The sequence below is a fragment of the Draconibacterium mangrovi genome, from assembly GCF_010586825.1.
Taxonomy (GTDB): domain Bacteria; phylum Bacteroidota; class Bacteroidia; order Bacteroidales; family Prolixibacteraceae; genus Draconibacterium; species Draconibacterium mangrovi.
Genome location: NZ_JAAAGB010000004.1, coordinates 23111 through 45041, shown reverse-complemented (window position 1 = coordinate 45041; position 21931 = coordinate 23111). Strand labels below are relative to the sequence as shown.

The following is a 21931-nucleotide window of genomic DNA, read 5'->3' as shown; positions in this document are numbered from 1 at the left end:
TTTTCAGATATGGTTAGATTTGATGGTAACTCATTTATTCAAAATCACCTACATCAACATTAACAGCTTTGGTGATCTTACCAATATTTTGCGGATCGATTATTCCACTGATGCTGATCAATGCATTGTCATCTCCTCCTACTACCAGAATCAGATCTGATATTTTACCGTTACCGGCATCGCGTGCCAGGAAACGAACAATTTCATCGTCTTCGGTTACTTCCATCAACACTTCAAAATCGTTGTTTTTGAAAAAACCATCAGCTTCCAGTTCTTTGTAAAAATCGAGTTTTTCGTTCAACGCGTCATCTTCTACAGATAAAATTCGAACTCCGTTTAATCCTGACAATAATTCCTGTGTGTCTTTGTCGCCTGTTTCAATTTGAGCGGCAAATCCCAGTAATTTACCCGAAATATTTACGGTGGTCATTCCCTTTTGGTTGGCATATTTTTCAAAGAGCTTGTCAACCGGGCTTTTTTGTGCAAATACTGCCATGGGCAATACAACTGCTAAAATCAATAATAACTTCTTCATGATATTCGTTTTTTTAATTGTTTGTACTTTTCTGTTTCCACTCAGAACTTGCAGACTGCGCGCCAACTACATCGTTTCTGAATGTTTATTTCTCTATTTTAAGTCGAAGCTGTTGGCTTCTTACAGGCTGTCGATATCCTGCAACGGGCTACTAGCTTCTGTTGCTTCTATTTTTTCAATTCCTTCGTAAAACTCTACTACCGGCTCGGTGGCTTTTTTAACAGGTTCATTTCCTTTTCTTAGCTTTTCGAACTCCGATAAATGCACCATTCCCTCGTTGTATTTACTGCCAACAAACTGTAGTGTTTTGGCGGCGTAAGCATAAGCTTCTTTCGGATCTTTAAACGTATCCTCGAAAGGTTTTTGCTGCTCCTGGTAGAACAGGAAACCACCCAAAACAATGATCACTGTTGCGGCAATTCCGGTAACCGTTTTCCACATCGTGAGGTATTTCGTTTTATCGCGGTGCTCGTTTTCCAGAATGTAATCCATCACATCGTCTTCAATGGTCGGATCATTGGCTTTTTCCGCTAACTCTGATATACCTCCGAAAAATTCGGTGTACTCTGCCAACTCTTCGGCCACGTCGCCCGACTGAAAATAGGCATTCAGTTGTTGCTCTTCAGCCTCTGTTGTTTCGCCATCAAAGTAGCGTTGCAGTAATCGTAGTATTTCTTGTGTTTCCATCATTTCTATTCATTTTTAAATATTCATCGCGCACTTTTTTTCGTGCTCTCGAAAGGTTTACCCTTATCGCATTTCGTTGAAGTCCGGTGGCCTCTTCAATTTCGTCGTACGAGAGTTGTTCAATGTCTCTCATATGCATTATATTTTGCTGCAATTCGGGCAGTTGCCCTATCAGCATTTTAATCTGTTTTGCCGACTCACCTAACTCAACTTTTGAATGAACGTCTATCGTTTTCGCCTTTAATCTTCGGTCAGTGTCTTCATCTATCGGAACTGTTCGGTTTGCTCTTATTACATCAAGGCAGCGGTTCCGTGTCATCCGCATCGCAAAGGCCTCAATGTTTTCCACTTCGTCGAGCGTTTCCTTTCGTTGCCATAATTTCAGGAACACATCCTGCACTACATCCCGTGCCTGATCTTCGTCGTGTAAAAAGTGCGTTGCAAAGCGAAGCAGCTTATTACTGACAGGTAGTACATTTGTTTTAAAATCCTTGGCAACCATGTGCTCCTTTGTTTTTGTTTTTGCTTGTTTTCAAAGTTAAGACGCGGGGCTTACAAAAGCATTACATCACTATGTAATTTTTTTCATCAAAAACATTATATCAACAAAAAAGGCCGCCATTGGCGACCTTTCTTATATCTCTTGAAAAAACTTTTCACTTATTACAATAAACCTCTGCCTTTCAATAGTGGCTCAATTCCCGGTTCTTTACCGCGGAACTGCAGGTACAATTTCATCGGATCGTCTGATCCACCTTTCGACAATACATTTTCGCGGAACGAAGCAGCTGTTGCCTGGTCAAACAAACCATTTTCTTTAAACGCCTGGAAAGCATCTTTATCCAATACTTCGGCCCACAAATAAGCATAGTAACCAGATGAATAACCTCCTGAGAAAATATGCGAGAAGTAGGTACTGCGGTAACGTGGTGCAATTTGCGAAATCAATCCGTATTTGTCCATCGACTCTTTTTCAAAAGCCGCAACATCCATATTCGGTTCCACTTTATTCAAGGTGTGGAATTCCATGTCCAATAAACCGGCTGCCAAAAATTCAATGGTTGCAAATCCCTGGTTAAAGTGGGCTGCATTGTTGATTTTCTCTACCAATTCATCAGGAATTACTTCACCTGTTTTATAGTGTTTGGCATACAATGCCAGCATTTCTGGTTCGAAAGCCCAGTTTTCCATAATTTGCGAAGGCAGCTCAACAAAGTCGCGTGAAACCGAAGTTCCCGACAATGTTCTGGTTTCGCAATCAGACAGTAATCCGTGCAAACCATGACCAAACTCGTGGAACATTGTTATTACCTGATCCAAGCTCAACAACGACGGAATATCATCAGTTGGAGCCGGGAAGTTACAAACGTTTGTAATTACCGGAAGTACATTTTCGCCGTCACGCATTTCCTGTTTGCGGAAAGAACTCATCCATGCGCCACCGCGTTTACTTGGACGAGCAAAATAATCGGTGTAAAAAATACCAATGGTACTTCCATCAGCTTCTTTCACCTCAAATACTTTTCCGTCTTTATGGTATTTTGGCAAGTCGGTTCTTTCGCTAAAAGTGATTCCCCAAAGTTTATTCGCTAAAGTAAAAATTCCCTGTTGTACGTTGTCAACCTGAAAATAAGGTTTTACATCTTCTTCGCTCAATGCATATTTATCCTGGCGAACTTTCTCGGCATAGTACCACCAGTCCCAGCCTTCAATTTTAATATTGGCGCCTTCTTTGTCGGCAATGGCCTGCATGTCGGCCACCTCTTGTTTAGCTACCGGCAAAGCTTTCTCCCAAACCTGTGTTAAAATATCGTACACATTTTCAGGATTTTTTGCCATGTTCTCTACCAGAATGTACTCTGCATGGTTGTTGTAACCAAAAAGTTTTGCACGTTCGCTGCGCAATTCAACAATTCGGGCTACAATTTTATTGTTGTCGTACTCATTGCCATTGTCGCCTTTCATGATGTAACCTTTGTACAATTTCTCACGCAATTCGCGGTTTGGCGAATAGGTAAGAAACGGGTACAAACTCGGGCGGCTAATGGTGAAAATCCATTTCCCCTCCTGTCCTTCTTCTTTTGCAGTGGCTGCAGCAGCCGAAACCGAAGACGCCGGCAGACCTTCCAGATCAGCCTCATCTTCAATAACCAGTTTAAAAGCATTGTTATCTTTTAAAACGTTTTCGCCAAACTGGACCGAAAGAGTTGCCAGTTCACCGTTAATCTCGCGCATACGTGCTTTCTTATCTGCCGGAAGTTCAGCACCACCGCGTACAAACGACTTGTATTTTTTCTCCAGGAAACGAGCTTCTTCTGTTGAAAGATCAAGGTTTTCACGTTGCTCGTAAACCGCTTTCACTTTTTTGAATAAACCTTCATTCAGGTTGATATCGTCGTAGTGTGCCGATAATAGCGGCTCAATATCTTTTTCAATGGCCTGAATACTGTCGTTAGTATCAGCGCCACTCAAGTTACTGAACACATTATTTACACGATTTAAAAACGTTCCCGACTTGTCGAGCGCAACCATTGTATTCTCAAAAGTTGGCTCTTCCGGATTGTTTACAATTGCATCAATCTCTTCCTTGTGTAAACGCATTCCCTCTGCAAAAGCAGGGCGAAAATGTTCGTTTTCAATCTGATCAAACGGCGGAACACCAAATGGTGTGTTCCATTCCTTAAAAAACGGATTCTCCATGTTATTTGTACTTTCCTTTTGCTGTGTTTGGCACGATGTGACCACCAAACCCAGGATAAAAACAAAAAATAGCAGTTTTTTCATTTCCCAAATATTTATGATAATTCAAATTTAGCTGCGCAAGATACTATTTTTCGCCTCATTCATAAATGACAGAATTCAAGTTTTTCAACTGATTAGCTTCGCTTTTTTCTGATTTTCGGGAAGAACACTACTTCAAGTTTTAATTCTTTGTGATTAGCAGAAAGCTGCTTATGTATATGTTATAAAAATCAGTACTTTTGTGCGATTCAAAAAAAAAATTGACAGAAAAATCATTATAAGATGAAAATTTCATATTCCTGGTTAAAAGATTACATTAAACTGGAACAATCGCCCGAAGAGATTTGCGACATTTTAACGCAAACCGGTTTGGAAGTTGGCGGTTTGGAAGAGGTTGAAACTGTAAAAGGAGGTTTGGCGGGTTTGGTAATTGGCGAAGTTATTACCTGCGAACAACATCCTAATTCAGATCATTTAAGCAAAACAACTGTAAATGTTGGCACCGACGAAGTGTTGCCAATCGTTTGCGGCGCACCAAACGTAGCAGCCGGACAAAAGGTTGTTGTGGCTACTGTTGGAACTACGCTTTATGATGGCGACCAGGAATTTGTAATTAAAAAATCGAAAATACGCGGCGAAGTGTCAATGGGTATGATCTGCGCCGAAGATGAAATTGGGTTGGGACAAAGTCACGACGGAATTATGGTACTCGATCCGCACGCCAAAGTGGGAACACCGGCAAAAGATTTTTTCAACGTGGAGTCAGATTGGGTAATTGAAATCGACCTTACACCCAACCGTATCGACGGAGCTTCGCTAATTGGAGTAGCCCGCGATTTGGCCGCTTTTCTGAAAAAAACACAGGATATTGAATATACAAAACCATCGGTTGACGACTTTAAAGTTGACAACAACGATTTGGTTATTCCCGTAGAGGTAGAAAATACGGAGGCTTGCCCGCGTTACGCTGCTGTAACGATTTCAGGCATCGAAGTGAAAGAGTCGCCGGAGTGGTTGCAAAACCGTTTAAAAATGATTGGGCTGACACCAATTAACAATGTGGTTGATATTACCAATTACGTGTTATTTGAAACTGCCCAGCCGCTGCATGCTTTTGATGCCGACGAAATTACCGGCGGAAAAGTGATTGTAAAAACCTTGCCTGCAAAAACAAAATTCACTACGCTTGATGAAGTGGAACGCGAACTGGACGAGAACGACCTGATGATTTGCAACACCGAAGAAGCCATGTGTATAGGTGGTGTTTTCGGAGGAATGAAATCGGGCATAAAAGAAACAAGCAAAAACGTGTTTTTGGAAAGTGCTTATTTCGATCCGGTTTATATTCGTAAAACTGCCCGTCGTCATGGTTTGAATACTGATGCATCCTTCCGTTTCGAGCGCGGCGTTGATCCGAATGGACAAGTTTACACACTTAAACGTGCAGCTTTACTGATTAAAGAAATCGCCGGAGGAACTATTTCTTCTGACATTATTGATATTTACCCTACACCGATTGAAGATTTTAAAGTGAGTGTTTCGTACGCAAACATCACACGTTTAATCGGTAAAGATTTGGGTGCTGATGTCGTAAAAAGCATTTTGGAATCGCTGGAAATTAAAATTGAAAGCGAAAACGAAACCGGCCTGGAATTGCTTGTGCCGGCTTACCGTGTTGATGTAAAACGCGATGCCGATGTAATTGAAGAGATTCTGAGAATCTACGGATACAATAACATTGAAATTCCTACACAGGTAAAATCGTCGTTGCAAACTGCCGACAAACCAAACCCTGACAGCGTTAAAAACCTGGTTGCAGAAATGCTGACTTCACAAGGTTTTAACGAAATCTGGTCGAACTCGTTAACAAAATCGAGCTACTACGAAGGATTGGAACAGTACAAAGACGAGCAATCGGTAAAAATGCTGAATCCGTTGAGTGCCGACTTAAACGGAATGCGCCAAACCTTGTTATTCGGCGGGCTTGAATGTATTGCATACAACGCCAATCGCCAGAATAAAAACCTGAAGATATACGAATTCGGGAACACTTACTTTTACAAAGGAACGCAGTTAAAAGACCAGCCGGCCAATAATTATTGGGAAGAAAATCACCTTGGACTTTTCATAAGCGGAAATAAAGAGGCTGAAAGCTGGACGATGAAAGAAGAAGCTGCATCGTTCTACGGATTAAAATCATACGCTGAAAACATTCTGAAACGCCTTGGTTTATCTGCTGATAATATGCAGATTGACGATTGTGAAGACGAACTATTCAGCGAAGCACTGGCATACACCTCCAACAACAAAGTTGTACTTAAATTGGGTATTGTTGCCGGAAAATGGCTGAAGAAATTCGAGGTTGAAAACCCGGTTTATTACGCCGACTTCAATTGGGACAATGTATTTAAAGCACACAAACAACATAAAGTGCTGTTTAGCGAGTTGCCAAAATTCCCGGCTGTTCGTCGCGATCTGGCTTTGCTGCTCGACAAATCGGTGAAGTTTAGCCAGCTGAAAGAAACGGCCTTTAAAATGGAACGCCAGCTATTACGCGAAGTGGACCTGTTTGACGTTTACGAAGGCAAAGGCGTGCCTGACGGTAAAAAATCGTATGCTGTTAGTTTCATTCTGCGCGACGATAGCAAAACGCTAAAAGACAAACAAATAGACAAAACGATGCAAAAGCTGATTATGGCTTTTGAACGGGATTTTGGTGCTGAATTACGCTAAAAGATTACCACATATAAACTAACTTGCATCCCGGATTTATTTCCGGGATGTTTGTTTAAAGCAACTACATTGTATGCAAAACCACACAAAAGGAATCATATACGCAGCAATAACTGCTTTCTTTTGGGGCTTTTTAGCCATTGCCTTAAAAGTTGCCGTGCGCGAGGTCGCCCCGGTTACTGTGGTATGGATTCGTTTTGTGGTAGCATTTATTATTCTATCCGGCTGGCAGTCTTTTAAATCTCCGGCATCGTTCAGAATTCTTCTAAAACCGCCCGTTCTGCTAATACTGGCCGCGCTGGCCCTTTCGTGGAACTATATGGGTTACATGCTGGGTATCCACCACACAACCCCCAGCAATGCGCAACTTTTTATACAAACCGGACCGCTTATTTTAGCCATTGCAGGCTTTCTTATATTTAAAGAAAAGCTGCTCCGCAACCAGATTATCGGTTTTTCAATAGCGCTGTTAGGGTTCTCATTTTTCTACCGCGACCAGTTGCAGGCATTTTTCGAAAGTGCCGATACTTACCAACTCGGAATTCTGCTAACCATATCGGGAGCCCTTGCATGGTCGGTTTATGCCATTTTGCAAAAAAAACTGGTTCGTACTTTTTCGGTCGACAGCCTAAACCTCGTATTGTTCGGACTTCCTGCGCTGTTGTACATTCCTTTTGTTGAATTTCGTCCCTTACTCGAACTAAGCTGGAGCTGGTGGTTGCTTCTTGTGTTTTTGGGTGCCAACACTTTTATTGCCTATACCTGCCTCGGGAAAGCCCTTAAATACGCCGAAGCCAACAAAGTAAGTATCATCATCATATTAAACCCGATGATCACTTTTATTACCATGGGAATTTTAACCGAGCTCAATGTTTCATGGGTAGAACACGAGCGGTTTTCGGCTATAACAATTGTTGGTGCAGCATTGGTATTTCTGGGTGCCGTTCTGGTAGCCCGGAAAAATAAATCGCGCTAAGCACTTCTCCGCCATTCTAACCCCCTGCTTTAACATCATTATTACATATGTTTCAAACCTGATTTCTGTAACTAATTCCCCCGTTTTCGTATATACTAAAACGTAAACGAGCTGTTACAACTTTTTACTTATTGTATTGGGATACAACTTTTAACAGGAATAGCTATGAACTATAGATCGAATAGTATTCTAACACACATCCCTCAAAACCGCGATGGAGAAAGTATTTTAAAACAAGCTTTGTTTTTTGCAAATGCATTAAACATGCGCATCTTCCTTCTCGATGTAATAAAAACCGGGCCGGCATTTCTTCACAATCCAAAATCAAAACGTAACCAAATTCGCCATCAGGGAGCGCTGAACAGGTTTACGGAGTTTGTAAAAAAAAGCCTCGGAACCGACATTCCTAATAACATAATTCTGAGGATCGGGTGGGGAAAAATAATCAACACACTGATTGCGGAATCAGAACGTGGTGGTTACGATTTTGTAATGATCGACAAAAGTAAACATGCCAACAACGAGCACCTAACACCAGCCGATATAAGCCGTTATGTAAGCAAATCGTATTGTCCGGTACTGTCGGTCAACAAAGAATATCCGGTAACTGAAATCAAAAGTATTGTAGTCCCTATCGATATTTCACAGCACATCAAAAAACGCCTGTACTGGGCCACTTTTTTCGCCAAACGACTCAATGCAAAAATCCACATTGTTTCGGCATTGTACATTAATATTGAGGAACGTAAAAGTTTAGCCTATAAAAATGCAGAGAAGATTAAAACGATGCTTGAAAAACGGGGTGTTGAATGCGAGGTTCAAATCTTAAAAGTACACGACCAGGCAAACCATACAGCGGTACTCAATTATATTGAAGAAGTAGATGCCGGAATGGTAATTATTCGTACACACCAGGAATCAAGATTCACCGGTAAAAAAATTGGCACTTTTGTTTCGGCCATCGTTCACGGGTGTAAAAAACCGGTTTTTACCGTTGGCGGTGTAACCCAAAAATACGATTTGGATGCCATTTAAAACCTACAAAACCAAAATCTATGACTGACCGCATTGAAGAAATAACGCAAAAAATCTATAACGAAGGCATTATCAAAGCCAAAGACGATGCCGACCAACTGATTGCTGAAGCCAAAGAAAAAGCCGATGCAATTATACAATCTGCAAAACTTAAACAAGATGAGATCATTCGCAACGCACAAATAAAAGCTGAGGAAGACAAAAAAAGAACGGAAGCTGAATTACAACTGACAGCGCGTCAGTTTATCAGTCATTTAAAACAGCAAATTACAGCGCTTATAAGCACCGTCCAAATCAACTCACCAGTTAACGAAGCCTTTAACGACAGCGATTTTATCAAAAAGATCATACTCACATTAATTGAAAAGTGGGATCCGAAAACCGCTAAAAGCATTGATCTCATCCTGCTCCTTCCACCAGAAGATCAAAAAGAACTAACTGCTTTCCTGCAAAAAAGAGCAAGCGAAGCTATGAACAAGGGCATTGAAATTTCAGTAGATACCAAATTAAAATCAGGTTTCAGAATAGGCCCAAAGGATGGTAGTTACCTCATCAGTTTCACTGCACAAGACTTTGCAAATTATTTTAAACAATACTTTAAAGACGGAACAAAAAAATTACTGTTTGATGCCGCTGAAACAGAGTAAAAAACCGAAAAGAGGCATCGCAGGAGTTGTGATACAAACATAAGTTAAGAGCTGTTTACACCGGGCTTTAAATGATTTTGAAGACCATTTAAAATTCGGTTATGCTGATAAAAAGAGAATATTATTGTTTGATTGCCGGACTTCCCGATTTGTTCTTCGACGAGAACAAAACGACTGTTACAGGCAGCGTACTTAGGGAAGAACTGCAAAAACAGCTTAGTCCGCCTGACTTTAAGTTGATTGAGTACCTTTTTTTACCTTTCGACAATCGAAATCTGCTCAACGTTTTTTTCGGGCAAAACAAGCCTTTCTTCTACCCCGGCAACATTACCAAGCACGAATTGGAGTTTCAGTTATCGCCGGAGAACGAAGAAATTCAGCTACCGGAATACATGAAAACATTTTTATGCTGGATGAAAGGTATGGATAAAAATCAGGCTGATTTAGAAGATAAAAATATCCTTACGACTTTGTTTTTCGAGTACGCATTGAAATGCCCAAATTCATTTCTTCAAAATTGGTTTCGTTTCGAGCTTAACCTGAAAAATATATTTACCGCTTTCAACTGTAAAAAATACAACTACGAGCCGGAAATACATTTACTGGAAGTTGAAGGCGAATGTGTTGTCTATTCACTACTAATTGAAAACAAACTTAAAGCGGATTACTTCGAAGAGTTGCTCCCCTACCACGAAGAACTTTTTAAGATTGCCGAATCGAATAGGGTATGGATTGAAAAGGAAAAAGCAGTTGACAAAATCAAGTGGGAATACCTGGATGAGAATACCTTCTTTCACTTTTTTACCATTGAGAAGGTGTTGGCTTTTACTATAAAACTCCTGCTTATTGAGCGGTGGATGAAAATGGATAAAGAAACAGGCAAAAAGCTGCTACACAAACTAATTGACGAGTTAAAAACAAATTATGAATTCCCTGCGGAGTTCAGCTTGACTAAATAAAACAATATGGCTACAACAGGCAAAGTAGTTGGAATAATTTCAAACCTGGTAGTGGTTAAAGTTAATGGCCCGGTTTCGCAAAACGAGATCTGCTATATTAATCACGACGCTGTAAAATTGATGGCGGAGGTGATTCGTATTGGTTCCGAAAACGCCTATATACAGGTATTTGAGAGCACACGTGGATTAAAAACCGGAACTCCGGTAGAATTCACCGGCCACATGTTGGAAGCGATTCTGGGGCCCGGCATATTATCGAAGAATTTTGACGGCCTGCAACACGACCTTGATAAAATGGAAGGTGTATTTCTGCAAAAAGGCGCTTACACCCACCCGCTGGAAGTGGATAAAGACTGGAGTTTTAAACCACTTTCAAAAGTTGGCGATGAAGTGGAGGCAGGTTCGTGGCTGGGAGAAGTTACCGAAAACTGGATTGCCCATAAAATTATGGTTCCCTTCACTTTTAAAGGCGATTTTAAGGTAACGAAAATTGTAGCTTCGGGCGATTATAAAATTGAGGATACAATTGCTGTTTTGCAAGACGAGGAAGGCAACAATCATCCGGTTTCAATGATACAAAAGTGGCCGGTTAAAGTTCCGATAAAAACTTACAAGAATAAACCACGTCCGGCTAAATTCCTCGAAACAGGAATCCGGGTAATCGACAGCTTCACTCCAATTGTAGAAGGTGGAACAGGTTTTATTCCCGGTCCGTTCGGAACAGGGAAAACCGTTCTGCAGCACGCCCTGTCGAAACAAGCCGATGCCGATATGATTGTGGTAGCCGCCTGTGGCGAACGAGCCAACGAAGTGGTGGAGATATTTGCCGAATTTCCGGAGCTGGACGACCCGAGAACCGGTCGTAAACTAATGGAGCGTACAACCATTATTGCCAACACTTCGAATATGCCGGTGGCAGCCCGTGAAGCATCGGTTTACACTGCCATGACAATTGCCGAATATTACCGATCGATGGGACTAAAAATATTATTGCTGGCCGATTCCACATCGCGTTGGGCACAGGCACTGCGCGAAATGTCGAACCGCATGGAAGAGCTTCCCGGTCCCGATGCATTTCCGATGGATTTGCCCGCTATTATCTCCAACTTTTACTCGCGTGCCGGGTTTGTAAATCTGAAGAACGGAGAAACCGGATCGGTAACTTTTATTGGTACCGTCTCGCCCGCCGGTGGTAACTTAAAAGAACCGGTTACCGAAGCCACTAAAAAAGCAGCAAGGTGTTTTTACGCACTGTCGCAAAACCGAGCCGATAGCAAACGTTATCCCGCTATCGATGCAGTGGAAAGTTATTCGAAATACCTCGAATACCCGGAATATATCGATTATGTATCAAAAGCTATTTCACCAAACTGGGTCGATAATATTCTCCAGGCCCGAAATAGCCTTGTACGTGGACGCGAAACCTATGAACAAATAAATATTCTGGGAGATGATGGCGTACCGATAGAATATCATGAAATATTCTGGAAATCGGAGGTGATCGATTTTGTAATACTCCAGCAAGATGCTTTTGATAAGATTGATGCATCAACACCCATTGAACGCCAGCAATACATGCTCGAAAAAGTGCTTACCATCAATAACACCCGGTTTAGTTTCGAACATTTCGAGGAGGTAAATCCCTACTTCAAAAAAATTATAAACGTGCTGAAACAGATGAATTACTCGGAGTTTGAATCAGAACAATTCCAAAAATTTGAAAAGGAATTAGAAGAAATAATAAACGAAAAAGCCGTTGTTGAGACCGAACAACTATAAATGCGAAGAGAATGGAAACTACAGCTTTTCAGAAAATACATACCAAAATTGATCAGATAACGAAAGCAACCTGTTCGTTACATGCCACGGGGATTGGCAACGAGGAAATGGCCCTTGTTAACGACCGCCTGGCACAGGTAGTTAAAATTGAAGGCGACCTGGTAACCCTGCAGATTTTTTCGGGAACGGAAGGAATTCCCACCAATGCAGAAGTGGTATTTTTAGGTCATGCTCCGCAATTAGCTGTAGGCGACGAGCTGGCCGGACGATTCTTTAACGCATACGGACAACCGATTGACGGTGGCCCCGAAGTAGACGGGAAATTAATAGAAATTGGTGGACCGTCGGTAAATCCTGTGCGCCGTAAACAGCCCTCGGAATTAATTGCAACGGGAATTGCAGGAATCGACCTGAACAACACGCTGGTAACCGGTCAGAAAATTCCGTTTTTTGCCGATCCCGATCAGCCTTACAACCAGGTTATGGCCATGGTAGCTTTACGCGCCAAAGCCGATAAAATTATTCTGGGCGGCATGGGAATTACCAACGACGATTACCTGTTTTTCAAAAACCTTTTTGAAAATGCCGGTGCTATCGACCGCATTATCAGTTTTGTAAATACCACCGAAAATCCACCGGTTGAACGTTTGCTTGTTCCGGATATGGCCTTGTCGGCAGCCGAGTATTTTGCGGTAGAAAAAAACCAAAACGTACTGGTGCTTCTTACCGATATGACATTGTATGCCGATGCACTGAGTATCGTTTCAAATCGTATGGATCAAATCCCGTCGAAAGACAGTATGCCGGGTTCGTTGTACAGCGACCTGGCCAAACTTTATGAAAAGGCAGTGCAGTTCCCCGATGGCGGTTCGATAACGATTATCGCTGTTACTACACTTTCGGGCGGCGATATTACCCACGCCATTCCCGACAACACCGGTTACATTACCGAAGGGCAGCTTTTCCTTCGTAAAGAGACCGACATTGGCAAGGTTATCATCGATCCGTTCCGAAGTTTATCGCGCCTGAAACAACTGGTAATTGGCAAAAAAACCCGCGAAGATCATCCGCAGGTAATGAATGCTGCCATCAGATTGTATGCCGATGCCGCCAACGCCAAAACCAAAATCGAAAACGGTTTCGATCTGACCGATTACGACAAGCGCACCATGAGTTTTGCAAAAGATTATGCAAACGAACTACTTGCCATTGATATCAACATTGAAATTGATAATATGATTGATACGGCATGGAAACTATTCGATAAATATTTCTCGCACGCCGAAACAGGTATTAAAGCCGAATTGGTAGAGAAATATGGAAAACAGATAGTATGAAACATTAAATGGAGTTGTTATGGAAAATCAATTAGTTACAATCCTTAGGATTTCGACACCTCAGCTCGGATCTTTTGTAAAAGATAAGCTGGAGGAAAAAGGGATTGAAGTTTTTTTCACCAACGAGGGAACGACCCCGGGTGAACGATACAATCCCGATGAAGTGCTACTAAAAGTGAAGTCGCGGCAATCGGAAAAAGCCATTGCCCGTCTTTTGCAGCTACACAAAGATTACGACCTCGATAAAGTTAAAGATGATGTAAGTTTTACGAACCTGAGAAAAATTCTTCTCCCCGTAAAACTCAGCGAAGACTGCATCGATTTATGTAAATACGCCATTGGGCTGGCACTAAAAGAAAATGCTGAGATAAAGGTTTTATACGTTTATCCCGACCCAAATTTTAACGAACCCAGCCGCCATACCGCTTCGTGGGAAAAATACGTACGAATGGAGCTAAAGGAAGCACATAAAAATGCTCAGCAGAAACTGGTAGAATTTAGCCGGGAGCTAAAGAATCAGGTTCCTCCTGAACTTTTTAACGCAGTAAAATTGCATTACCGAATGCTAAAAGGAACGCCTGAAAACGTTATTACAGCAGCATGTAAACGCTATAATCCCGATATCATTTTAATGGGAACACGCGCTACAAAACATGCCGAAGGTGAGTTTTTGGGTAAAACGCTGATAAAAGTAATTGAGCAAACACATCACTCGGTTTTGGCCGTTCCCTTATCTGCTGTTTTTAAAGGAAAAGAAGAGATAAATGTATTGTACTCAACCGATTTTTACGATTCCGATAATTCATCGCTCAACAAATTACTGAAGATACTGGAGCCGATCAAGAAAAAGATCTATTGTGTTCACTTTGACATCCAGAATGACGAGTTGCACCAGCAAAAAGTGAATGAATTAAATGCCATGCTCGAAAGAGATTACAGTGCGTACCATATAAGATGTGAGCTTTTTGAGAGCAAAAACCTGATTAAAGGAATTGAGGAATTTGTCGACCAGAAAGACATCGATATCATTTCGCTTTCGAAAATAAAACACTCAGGCTTTTACAAACTGTTCCACTCCGACCTGTTATCAGCACTTGTTGCAAAAGCAAATATTCCGATTCTGGTATTTCCGGTGTAAACAATAACATAAAAAATTGGCTATAAAATTTCAATATAATAAAACGTCCCTCCACAACCTGAACAAACAATTGAAGATCAGGCTGAAGGCGCTGCCTACCTTAAAAAACAAGGAAGCTGCTCTACGTTTGGAGGTAAAAAAAGCCAAAGACCAAACTGTTGATCTTGAAGAACAATTACAAATGAAGATCAGCGAAGAGGAACTTTCCGTCGGGTTGTGGAACGAGTTTTTACCCGATTTGATTAACATTGAAAACGTTAGTATTTCTAGCAAAAAAATTGCTGGAGTCTCTATTCCTGTTATGAACGAAATAATTTTTAAGGAGAAAGACTTTAGCCTTTTTTCAAAACCCGATTGGTTTCCGGCGGGGATCTCGTTTATAAAAGAACTGGCCCGCATTGTTACCGAGCGCGAGTTTTATACGCGCAAAATGGCACTGCTCGACAGGGCCAGAAAAAAAACAACACAAAAGGTAAATCTCTACGAAAAGGTACAGATTCCGGGTTACGAAGATGCAATCCGGAAAATAAAACGATTTCTGGAAGACGAGGAAAACCTTTCGAAATCGGCACAAAAAATTGTAAAAAAACGACAGCAGAAACAAAAAGCAACGGCAGTATGATCGTTCCGATGTTAAAATATACTTTTCTGGTTTTTCACAGGGAATACGAAGATTTCCTGATTGAACTGAACAGACTTGGCCTTGTGCATATTGCCGGGCTCGGTCTTGATCCTTCGGAAGAAACCACCAAAAAAGTTGCAGAGCTGAACAAATACGAACGAGCCATCAATTTTCTGCAGAAAAGAGAAAGTGAAACAGCGGAAAAACCCAGGTTGTATTCGGCACCGGAGATCATTGACGACCTTACCGAAAAACAAAAGGAACTTGAAGAACTGGAAGCCCGGCTCGAGTCCTTGTCTAAAGCAGCACAAAAAGCACTACCGTGGGGAGATTTCTCACCCGAGCTAATCGAACAGCTAAAAACCGAAGGAATACGTTTGCAATTTTACCAAACCACAAAAAAGAAATACATCGAACTGGAACAACGTAATTTTCCGGTAGCGGCAATTTCAGAAACAGCCAGCCAGGTGCTTTTTGTGCACATCCAACAAAACGAAGAGGTTATTGAAGTTGATGCCGAAAAACTTGAATTACCACCTCTGCCCTTTTTTGTAATTAAAAAGCAGATTCGTGAAACAGAAGAACGAATAAAAGCGATTCATACAACTTTTAACAGCTATCCCAACAACTCCATTTATTTGCTTGAAGAAGAAAAAAAGACATTTATCCGATCGCTGGAATTCGACAACGTATTACGAAATACCAATAAAGAGGCTGAGGAAAAACTAATGGTTCTTGAAGGTTGGGTTCCTCAAACCAAAACACCGGCGCTGAACCAATTTTTAAAAGACAGTGATGCGGTTTATTTTTCGCGTAAAGCCAAACCCGACGATAAAATTCCGGTTTTGCTAAAAAACAACCGGTTTGGCAAACTCTTTGAGCCGATTGGTTCCATGTTTTCATTGCCCGATTATGCAGAGCTCGACTTAACCGTATTTTTTGCGCCTTTTTTTATGCTGTTCTTTGGCTTTTGCCTGGGCGATGCCGGCTACGGATTACTGTTTGTATTTGGCGCCGGTTTGTATAAATTAAAAGCCAAAGCGGAGTTTAAACCGTATTTAAGCCTGATACAAATTTTAGGCGCTGCAACAATTTTGTTCGGAGTCGTTTCAGGAACTTTTTTTGGTATTAACCTTATTGAAACAGATTTTGCTTTAACTGAAAAGGTTCGCCATCTTTTCCTAAATCCCGACAAAATGTTCAACCTTTCGCTGGTGCTGGGTGGCGTACAAATCATTTTCGGGCTTTTTATTAAAGCCGCCAATCAAACCAAACAGTTCGGTTTTAGTTACGCACTGTCAACTTATGGCTGGCTGGTAATTCTTATCGGCAGCATTGCTTATGTGTTACTTTCCGGTGCCGGAATTATTCCGAAAAACAAAACCATTTTATACGGCACAATAGCGCTGGGTGGATTTTTCGTGCTGTTTTTCAGCGATCCCGGCGTAAATGTTTTTGCCCGCATTGGCAAAGGCGTTTGGGATGTGTATTCAACCGTTACGGGCATTTTTGGCGATCTGCTTTCGTACATCCGTCTGTTTGCATTGGGTTTATCGAGCGCCATTTTGGGTTTTGTTATCAACGATATTGGCTTGCAAATTTTAGGAGCGTCAAAGATATTAGGCCCGGTATTTTTTGTCCTATTCCTGTTACTGGGGCACACCCTAAATATTCTTATTTCGTCGCTCGGCTCGTTTGTTCACCCCATGCGTTTAACCTTTGTGGAGTTTTATAAAAGTGCCGGTTTTAAAGGCGGTGGCGAAGAATATAAACCCTTTGGAAGGATGAAGGATTAAAGATGAAGGATAAATTGGTAAAAGATAAAACAAATAGAAATAAACATTAAACAACTACGATTATGACAACTGCAGTTATTTTAGCCTACATAGGTTTAGCGATAATGCTTATTTTTTCAGGAATTGGAAGTGCTGTTGGTGTCTCAAAAGGAGGAAATGCCACGGTTGGCGCACTAAAGAAGAAACCCGACAAATTTGGTAGTTACCTGCTATTGAGCGCCTTGCCCGGAACACAGGGTTTATATGGTTTTGCCGGCTTTTTTATCATTAACAGTCAGGGAATAATTACTGCCGACATGACCATGATACAAGGAGTAGCAATAATGGCTGCCGGATTAACGCTGGGTTTTGTTGGCTTTTTCTCGGCACTTAACCAGGGAAGTGTAACATCAAACGGCATTGCAGGCATTGGCTCGGGGCACGATATTTTTGGAAAAACAATGGTACTGGCCGTATTCCCTGAACTGTATGCAATTATTGCATTTGCCGCTACTTTTTTGATTAGTATGAGTTTGTGAGGATCAAATAATAAATTCAAAATGCCACAAAATGAAAAAAGCCCGTCATAAAATGACGAGCTTTTTCGTTGTGGGAAGAGCAGGATTCGAACCTACGAAGGCTGAGCCAACAGATTTACAGTCTGCCCCGTTTGACCGCTTCGGTATCTTCCCAAAGTATTTTAAATGAGCCGAATCTCAGATTCGAACTGAGGACCCCGAGATTACAAATCACGTGCTCTGGCCAACTGAGCTAATTCGGCTTATTATTTTTTTGCCAAACTTCGATTTGATACCTCAAATACTTGCTCTGGTTCCGAAACTTTGTTTCGGTGGCCAATGCCGAAAATCTTTTGGATTTTCGAGCATCCTCGATAAACTATGAAATTAAAATTTCCGGTTTACCGGGACTGAGCTAATTCGGCAATATTTCATTATTTTATTAGAACGTGCTGATTTAAACCAGCGTCTGCAAAAGATAGAATTCCATAAAAAAAGGGAACAACTTGTTTAGTTATTCCCTTGGTGGGAAGAGCAGGATTCGAACCTACGAAGGCTGAGCCAACAGATTTACAGTCTGCCCCGTTTGACCGCTTCGGTATCTTCCCAAAATATTTTAAATGAGCCGAATCCCAGATTCGAACTGGGGACCCCGAGATTACAAATCACGTGCTCTGGCCAACTGAGCTAATTCGGCTTATTATCTCAATCTTTTGTTAGAACGTTGCTTTTTCAAATCAGCGGGTGCAAAGGAAAGAATTAATTTTTAATTCTGCAATACCTTTTTTAAACTTTTCACCAATTTTTTGAACGCTTTTTCTTTTTGAAAAAAAGTGGGTAAGCTACCTGTGTCGCACCGCTCAACCACCTACCCTTGCTGCCTTCCGACCCTGGGGGGATTCAGCAGGAGCTGGTCGCACAGGACTTACCCGGCGACAAAAGTAGAAAATTTTGTTCTTCCGCCAAATAAAATCGCTCTATCACGTAATTTTAAACACGACACAACGACTTATCAGATTGAAAATGAAATACAACTGAATGAAAATTTTTAAGCATTTTTTTACGCCACAAGGGGCAAGCCCAACATTTTCAGAAATTATGTGAAAAAAGCGAGCCCAAAAACCGTTATGTAACTATATATTGTTTTACGCAAATGCTTCAAAAAATCATTTATATTTGTCAAACCTATAATTAAAACAAACATCATGGAACAAAAATCATCACCTTTACTTAAATCATCTTTAACCTATGGTCTTTACGCGGCTTTAATTTCCATTTTCCTTAATGTAGTAATTTGGGCCGGCGGTATCATGGAATCATTAGGAATTTTTGGTTCTTTAATTGTTGCACTTCTATCCTTTGTAATATCTTTTGTAATACTCTTCATTTTCGCTAAAAATTACCGTAATAAAGAATTTGAAGGCTACATTAGTTTTACCGAGGCTTTTAAGTTTGTAATGATGGTAACCATTGTTTCAACTGTCATACTGGTTGTTTACACCTATATTTTCCACAGTTTTATTGCTCCTGATTATATGGAGAACCTGATGGCAAGCATGCAGCAAAAAACCCTGGAATTTATGGAAAGCCGTGGCGTTCCTGATGCAAGTATCGACCAGGCCATGGAACAGTTTAAAGAAATTCCAACCATTGCAAAAACGTTACGCCAGGCAGCCCTCTCAGGCATAATTGGCGGTGGCATAATTTCGCTGATCGTTGCGGCAATTGTTAAGAAGAAAGTTGAAGATTCATATTAATATTCAAAAGCGTTTTTAATGGATATTTCCGTAGTTATTCCGCTGTTTAACGAAGAAGAGTCGCTGCCCGAATTGGCGGCGTGGATAAAGAAGGTGATGGACGGGAATAACTTCTCCTACGAAGTTATGATGATCGACGACGGCAGCATCGACAACTCGTGGGAAGTGATAGAACAGCTCCAAAAAGAAAATTCCTGTATTAAAGGAATTAAATTCAGACGTAACTACGGAAAGTCTGCCGCATTATATTGCGGTTTCGAGGCAGTGCAGGGCGATGTGGTAATTACCATGGATGCCGATTTACAGGACAGCCCCGAGGAAATTCCGGAATTGTACCGGATGATCAAAGAAGACGGTTTCGATTTGGTTTCGGGCTGGAAGAAAAAACGTTTCGACCCGGTTCTTACGAAAAACCTGCCCAGTAAATTTTACAACTGGACCGTTCGACGGATGAGCGGTATTAAGCTGCACGATATGAACTGCGGCCTGAAAGCCTATCGTAAAAACGTTATTAAAAGCATTGAAGTTTACGGCGAAATGCACCGCTATATTCCGGTTCTGGCAAAATGGGCCGGCTACAAAAATATTGGCGAAAAAGTGGTTGTACATGCCGAACGAAAATACGGAGTAACCAAGTTCGGGCTGGAACGTTTTGTTCGTGGCCCGCTTGATTTACTTTCCGTAATGTTTATTTCGCGATTTGTAAAACGCCCCATGCACTTTTTCGGTATTCTGGGTGCACTGATCTTTATTATTGGTTTTGCCTCTGCGGTATACCTCGGAGTTCAAAAGATCATTCAGCTGAACAACGGAATTACCGGACATTTAGTTACCGACAGCCCTTATTTTTATATTGCTTTAACATCGATGATAATCGGAGCTCAGTTCTTTCTGTCCGGATTCCTTGGCGAATTAGTATCGAGAAGTTCGAGCGACCGTAACAAATATCAAATTGATGTAAAAACATTTGAATAAAGCCTTTCTATTTCATGGAGCAAAAAGATATCCGTTTTCGTAAACAGCGCGACCTTGGCGTTGTAATTTCCGATTCATTTGATTTTTTAAAACAAGAAGCAAAGCCGATCTTTCGGATGATTGGCATTTATGTTTTGCCTTTTATTATTCTATATGCCGGCGCGCAGGTTTATTTTCAGCGCAATGTGTTAAGTCAGTTCGACCTTGCCAATCCTGAAAGCCTTATGGCCGATATTGGCCCTTTTTACCAGAACCTATTTATGTTTATGTTTTTTGGTCTTTTTGTGCAGTCGCTGTTAATGGGCACCTACTACAGTTATCTTGAAGCCTACATCAAACACGGAAAAGGTAATTTTCATCTGACCGATATCAGTTCGAAATTTTTCGCCAACAGCCTGCTGGCGCTCGGAGCCAACTTCATCTTCGTGATCATGGTATTTTTTGGTGCCATGATGTGTATTGTGCCCGGATTGTATTTTGCCAATACCTTTTCGTTGCTTGTTTTCATCCTAATTTTCGAGAAGAAGGGAATTAGTGATGCACTCAATCGCTCGTGGAAACTTGTAAATTCAAGTTGGTGGAATACACTTCTAATCAACCTGATTGCCGTAGTTATTGTGTATGCAGTAGGTATTGTACTATCTATTCCTTCGTTGATCATGGGCGTTTCATCCACTATTTTCTCAACTGAGATAACCAATCCGGCAGATTATCCGAACTGGTATTGGGTACTGAATGCCATTTCATCAGTGATCACTACTGTTTTATTGGTTATCCCGTTTACATTTCAGGCTTTTCAGTATTTCAATCTTGCCGAGCGCAACGATCCTACAACGCCGCTTGCTCCGCAGGAATAGTCAATGTTCTGTGGCTCAGGCCCGTTATTTTGCAACTTCTTTTGAACAGGCTTTTACTACTTTTTACAATATCATTGTAACGCGTGGCATTTTATGTCGTCTTATAAAAAAGCAAATCAACTTTTTATAACGAACAAAAGCCATAAACAATGATTAAAACGAACAAGCTCTCAAAAGTTTTCCGAACCGATGAGATTGAAACCAGTGCACTAAACGATGTTAACCTGCATGTAAAAAGTGGCGAATTTGTTGCCATAATGGGACCATCAGGCTGTGGAAAATCAACACTACTAAATATTATCGGGCTTCTTGATAATCCTTCTTCAGGTAAGTATTTTTTCGATAATGAGGAAGTTGGACAATTGAAAGAACGCAACCGAACAATGCTTCGAAAAGGAAACATTGGTTTTGTATTTCAGAGTTTTAACCTGATTGACGAGTTAACTGTTTTTGAAAACGTTGAGCTTCCGCTTATTTATTTAAAAATGAAAGCACGCGAACGTAGAGAGCGTGTAGAGGAGGTGCTGGAACGCATGAAAATCGGTCACCGAATGAAACATTTCCCACAGCAACTTTCCGGAGGTCAGCAACAACGTGTTGCAATTGCACGTGCGGTAGTAGCTAATCCAAAGCTTATTCTGGCAGATGAGCCCACCGGTAACCTCGATTCAAGAAATGGTTTGGAAGTGATGCAGCTTCTTACAGAGCTTAACCAGGAAGGAACCACCATTGTGATGGTAACTCACTCGCTTCGCGATTCGGAATATGCCCACCGCATTATCAATCTTTTCGATGGAATGGTAATTACCCAGGAGGTAAAAAAAGAATTGGGAGAAATTATGCTTTAATCATTTATCAA

The 21931-nt window shown here is 41.2% G+C and carries 19 protein-coding genes, 4 tRNA genes and 1 other RNA gene; 15 read left to right on the top strand and 9 right to left on the bottom strand.

The window, feature by feature from the left end; all coding sequences use genetic code 11:
- Positions 1–34 precede the first annotated feature (34 nt).
- From G4420_RS11825 to G4420_RS11810, 4 genes are all read right to left on the bottom strand, one after another.
- On the bottom strand, positions 35–535 hold the full coding sequence (locus G4420_RS11825; RefSeq protein ID WP_157493791.1) for a DUF4252 domain-containing protein: 501 nt from the start codon (positions 533–535) through the stop codon (positions 35–37).
- Between the two features lie 120 nt (positions 536–655).
- The gene (locus G4420_RS11820; RefSeq protein ID WP_163323854.1) at positions 656–1225 is read right to left on the bottom strand and encodes a hypothetical protein; all 570 of its coding nucleotides are present in this window, start codon (positions 1223–1225) and stop codon (positions 656–658) included.
- Positions 1179–1724, bottom strand: a complete 546-nt coding sequence (locus G4420_RS11815; RefSeq protein ID WP_163323853.1) for an RNA polymerase sigma factor — start codon at positions 1722–1724, stop codon at positions 1179–1181. The genes G4420_RS11820 and G4420_RS11815 overlap by 47 nt, the downstream gene beginning before the upstream one ends.
- A 161-nt stretch (positions 1725–1885) precedes the next feature.
- Positions 1886–4006 (bottom strand): M3 family metallopeptidase, encoded by a 2121-nt coding sequence (locus G4420_RS11810; RefSeq protein ID WP_163323852.1) that lies wholly within the window; start codon positions 4004–4006, stop codon positions 1886–1888.
- A gap of 240 nt (positions 4007–4246) precedes the next feature.
- Between G4420_RS11810 and pheT the strand changes: the two genes are divergently transcribed.
- The 11 genes from pheT to G4420_RS11755 all read left to right on the top strand — a co-directional run bounded on the left by pheT (position 4247) and on the right by G4420_RS11755 (position 17504).
- Positions 4247–6697: a phenylalanine--tRNA ligase subunit beta gene (pheT, locus tag G4420_RS11805; protein WP_163323851.1), complete on the top strand. Its 2451-nt coding sequence runs from the start codon at positions 4247–4249 to the stop codon at positions 6695–6697.
- 73 nt (positions 6698–6770) lie between these two features.
- Positions 6771–7673 (top strand): DMT family transporter, encoded by a 903-nt coding sequence (locus tag G4420_RS11800; RefSeq protein WP_163323850.1) that lies wholly within the window; start codon positions 6771–6773, stop codon positions 7671–7673.
- A 165-nt stretch (positions 7674–7838) separates the two neighbouring features.
- The gene (locus G4420_RS11795; protein WP_163323849.1) at positions 7839–8708 is read left to right on the top strand and encodes a universal stress protein; all 870 of its coding nucleotides are present in this window, start codon (positions 7839–7841) and stop codon (positions 8706–8708) included.
- A 20-nt stretch (positions 8709–8728) separates the two neighbouring features.
- Positions 8729–9355, top strand: coding sequence for a V-type ATP synthase subunit E (locus G4420_RS11790; RefSeq protein ID WP_163323848.1), 627 nt, complete (start codon positions 8729–8731; stop codon positions 9353–9355).
- A 101-nt stretch (positions 9356–9456) separates the two neighbouring features.
- Positions 9457–10314 carry a DUF2764 family protein gene (locus G4420_RS11785; RefSeq protein WP_163323847.1) on the top strand — a complete coding sequence of 286 codons (858 nt, stop codon included), beginning with the start codon at positions 9457–9459 and terminating at the stop codon, positions 10312–10314.
- A gap of 6 nt (positions 10315–10320) precedes the next feature.
- Positions 10321–12093 carry a V-type ATP synthase subunit A gene (locus G4420_RS11780; protein ID WP_163323846.1) on the top strand — a complete coding sequence of 591 codons (1773 nt, stop codon included), beginning with the start codon at positions 10321–10323 and terminating at the stop codon, positions 12091–12093.
- Between the two features lie 11 nt (positions 12094–12104).
- Positions 12105–13430: a V-type ATP synthase subunit B gene (locus G4420_RS11775; RefSeq protein ID WP_163323845.1), complete on the top strand. Its 1326-nt coding sequence runs from the start codon at positions 12105–12107 to the stop codon at positions 13428–13430.
- Between the two features lie 19 nt (positions 13431–13449).
- Entirely contained in the window at positions 13450–14568 is a 1119-nt protein-coding gene (locus G4420_RS11770) for a universal stress protein (RefSeq protein WP_163323844.1), read from the top strand.
- A gap of 16 nt (positions 14569–14584) precedes the next feature.
- Positions 14585–15190, top strand: a complete 606-nt coding sequence (locus G4420_RS11765) for a V-type ATP synthase subunit D (protein ID WP_163323843.1) — start codon at positions 14585–14587, stop codon at positions 15188–15190.
- Positions 15187–16986 carry a V-type ATP synthase subunit I gene (locus tag G4420_RS11760; protein ID WP_163323842.1) on the top strand — a complete coding sequence of 600 codons (1800 nt, stop codon included), beginning with the start codon at positions 15187–15189 and terminating at the stop codon, positions 16984–16986. Before G4420_RS11765 ends, G4420_RS11760 begins: the two co-directional genes overlap by 4 nt.
- A gap of 62 nt (positions 16987–17048) precedes the next feature.
- The gene (locus G4420_RS11755) at positions 17049–17504 is read left to right on the top strand and encodes a V-type ATP synthase subunit K (protein ID WP_163323841.1); all 456 of its coding nucleotides are present in this window, start codon (positions 17049–17051) and stop codon (positions 17502–17504) included.
- A 71-nt stretch (positions 17505–17575) separates the two neighbouring features.
- On the opposite strand, the gene G4420_RS11750 is transcribed toward G4420_RS11755, so the two are convergent.
- The 5 genes from G4420_RS11750 to ffs all read right to left on the bottom strand — a co-directional run bounded on the left by G4420_RS11750 (position 17576) and on the right by ffs (position 18414).
- A tRNA-Tyr gene (locus G4420_RS11750) sits at positions 17576–17657 on the bottom strand.
- Between the two features lie 15 nt (positions 17658–17672).
- Positions 17673–17746 (bottom strand) — tRNA-Thr (locus G4420_RS11745).
- Positions 17747–18006: 260 nt separating this feature from the next.
- Positions 18007–18091: transfer RNA gene (locus G4420_RS11740), tRNA-Tyr, on the bottom strand.
- A 15-nt stretch (positions 18092–18106) separates the two neighbouring features.
- Positions 18107–18180, bottom strand: a tRNA-Thr gene (locus G4420_RS11735).
- Positions 18181–18315: 135 nt separating this feature from the next.
- Positions 18316–18414, bottom strand: an RNA gene (gene ffs, locus G4420_RS11730) — signal recognition particle sRNA small type.
- A 274-nt stretch (positions 18415–18688) separates the two neighbouring features.
- On the opposite strand from ffs, the gene G4420_RS11725 reads away from it, so the two are divergent.
- The 4 genes from G4420_RS11725 (at position 18689) to G4420_RS11710 (ending at position 21920) form a co-directional block, all read left to right on the top strand.
- Positions 18689–19240: a DUF4199 domain-containing protein gene (locus G4420_RS11725; RefSeq protein ID WP_163323840.1), complete on the top strand. Its 552-nt coding sequence runs from the start codon at positions 18689–18691 to the stop codon at positions 19238–19240.
- A gap of 18 nt (positions 19241–19258) precedes the next feature.
- Positions 19259–20215, top strand: coding sequence for a glycosyltransferase family 2 protein (locus tag G4420_RS11720; protein WP_163323839.1), 957 nt, complete (start codon positions 19259–19261; stop codon positions 20213–20215).
- A gap of 14 nt (positions 20216–20229) precedes the next feature.
- A complete protein-coding gene (locus tag G4420_RS11715) occupies positions 20230–21072 on the top strand; it encodes a hypothetical protein (protein ID WP_163323838.1) in 843 nt (280 codons plus the stop codon).
- Between the two features lie 149 nt (positions 21073–21221).
- Complete coding sequence (locus G4420_RS11710) at positions 21222–21920, top strand: ABC transporter ATP-binding protein (RefSeq protein ID WP_163323837.1); 699 nt, start codon at positions 21222–21224, stop codon at positions 21918–21920.
- Positions 21921–21931 lie beyond the last annotated feature (11 nt).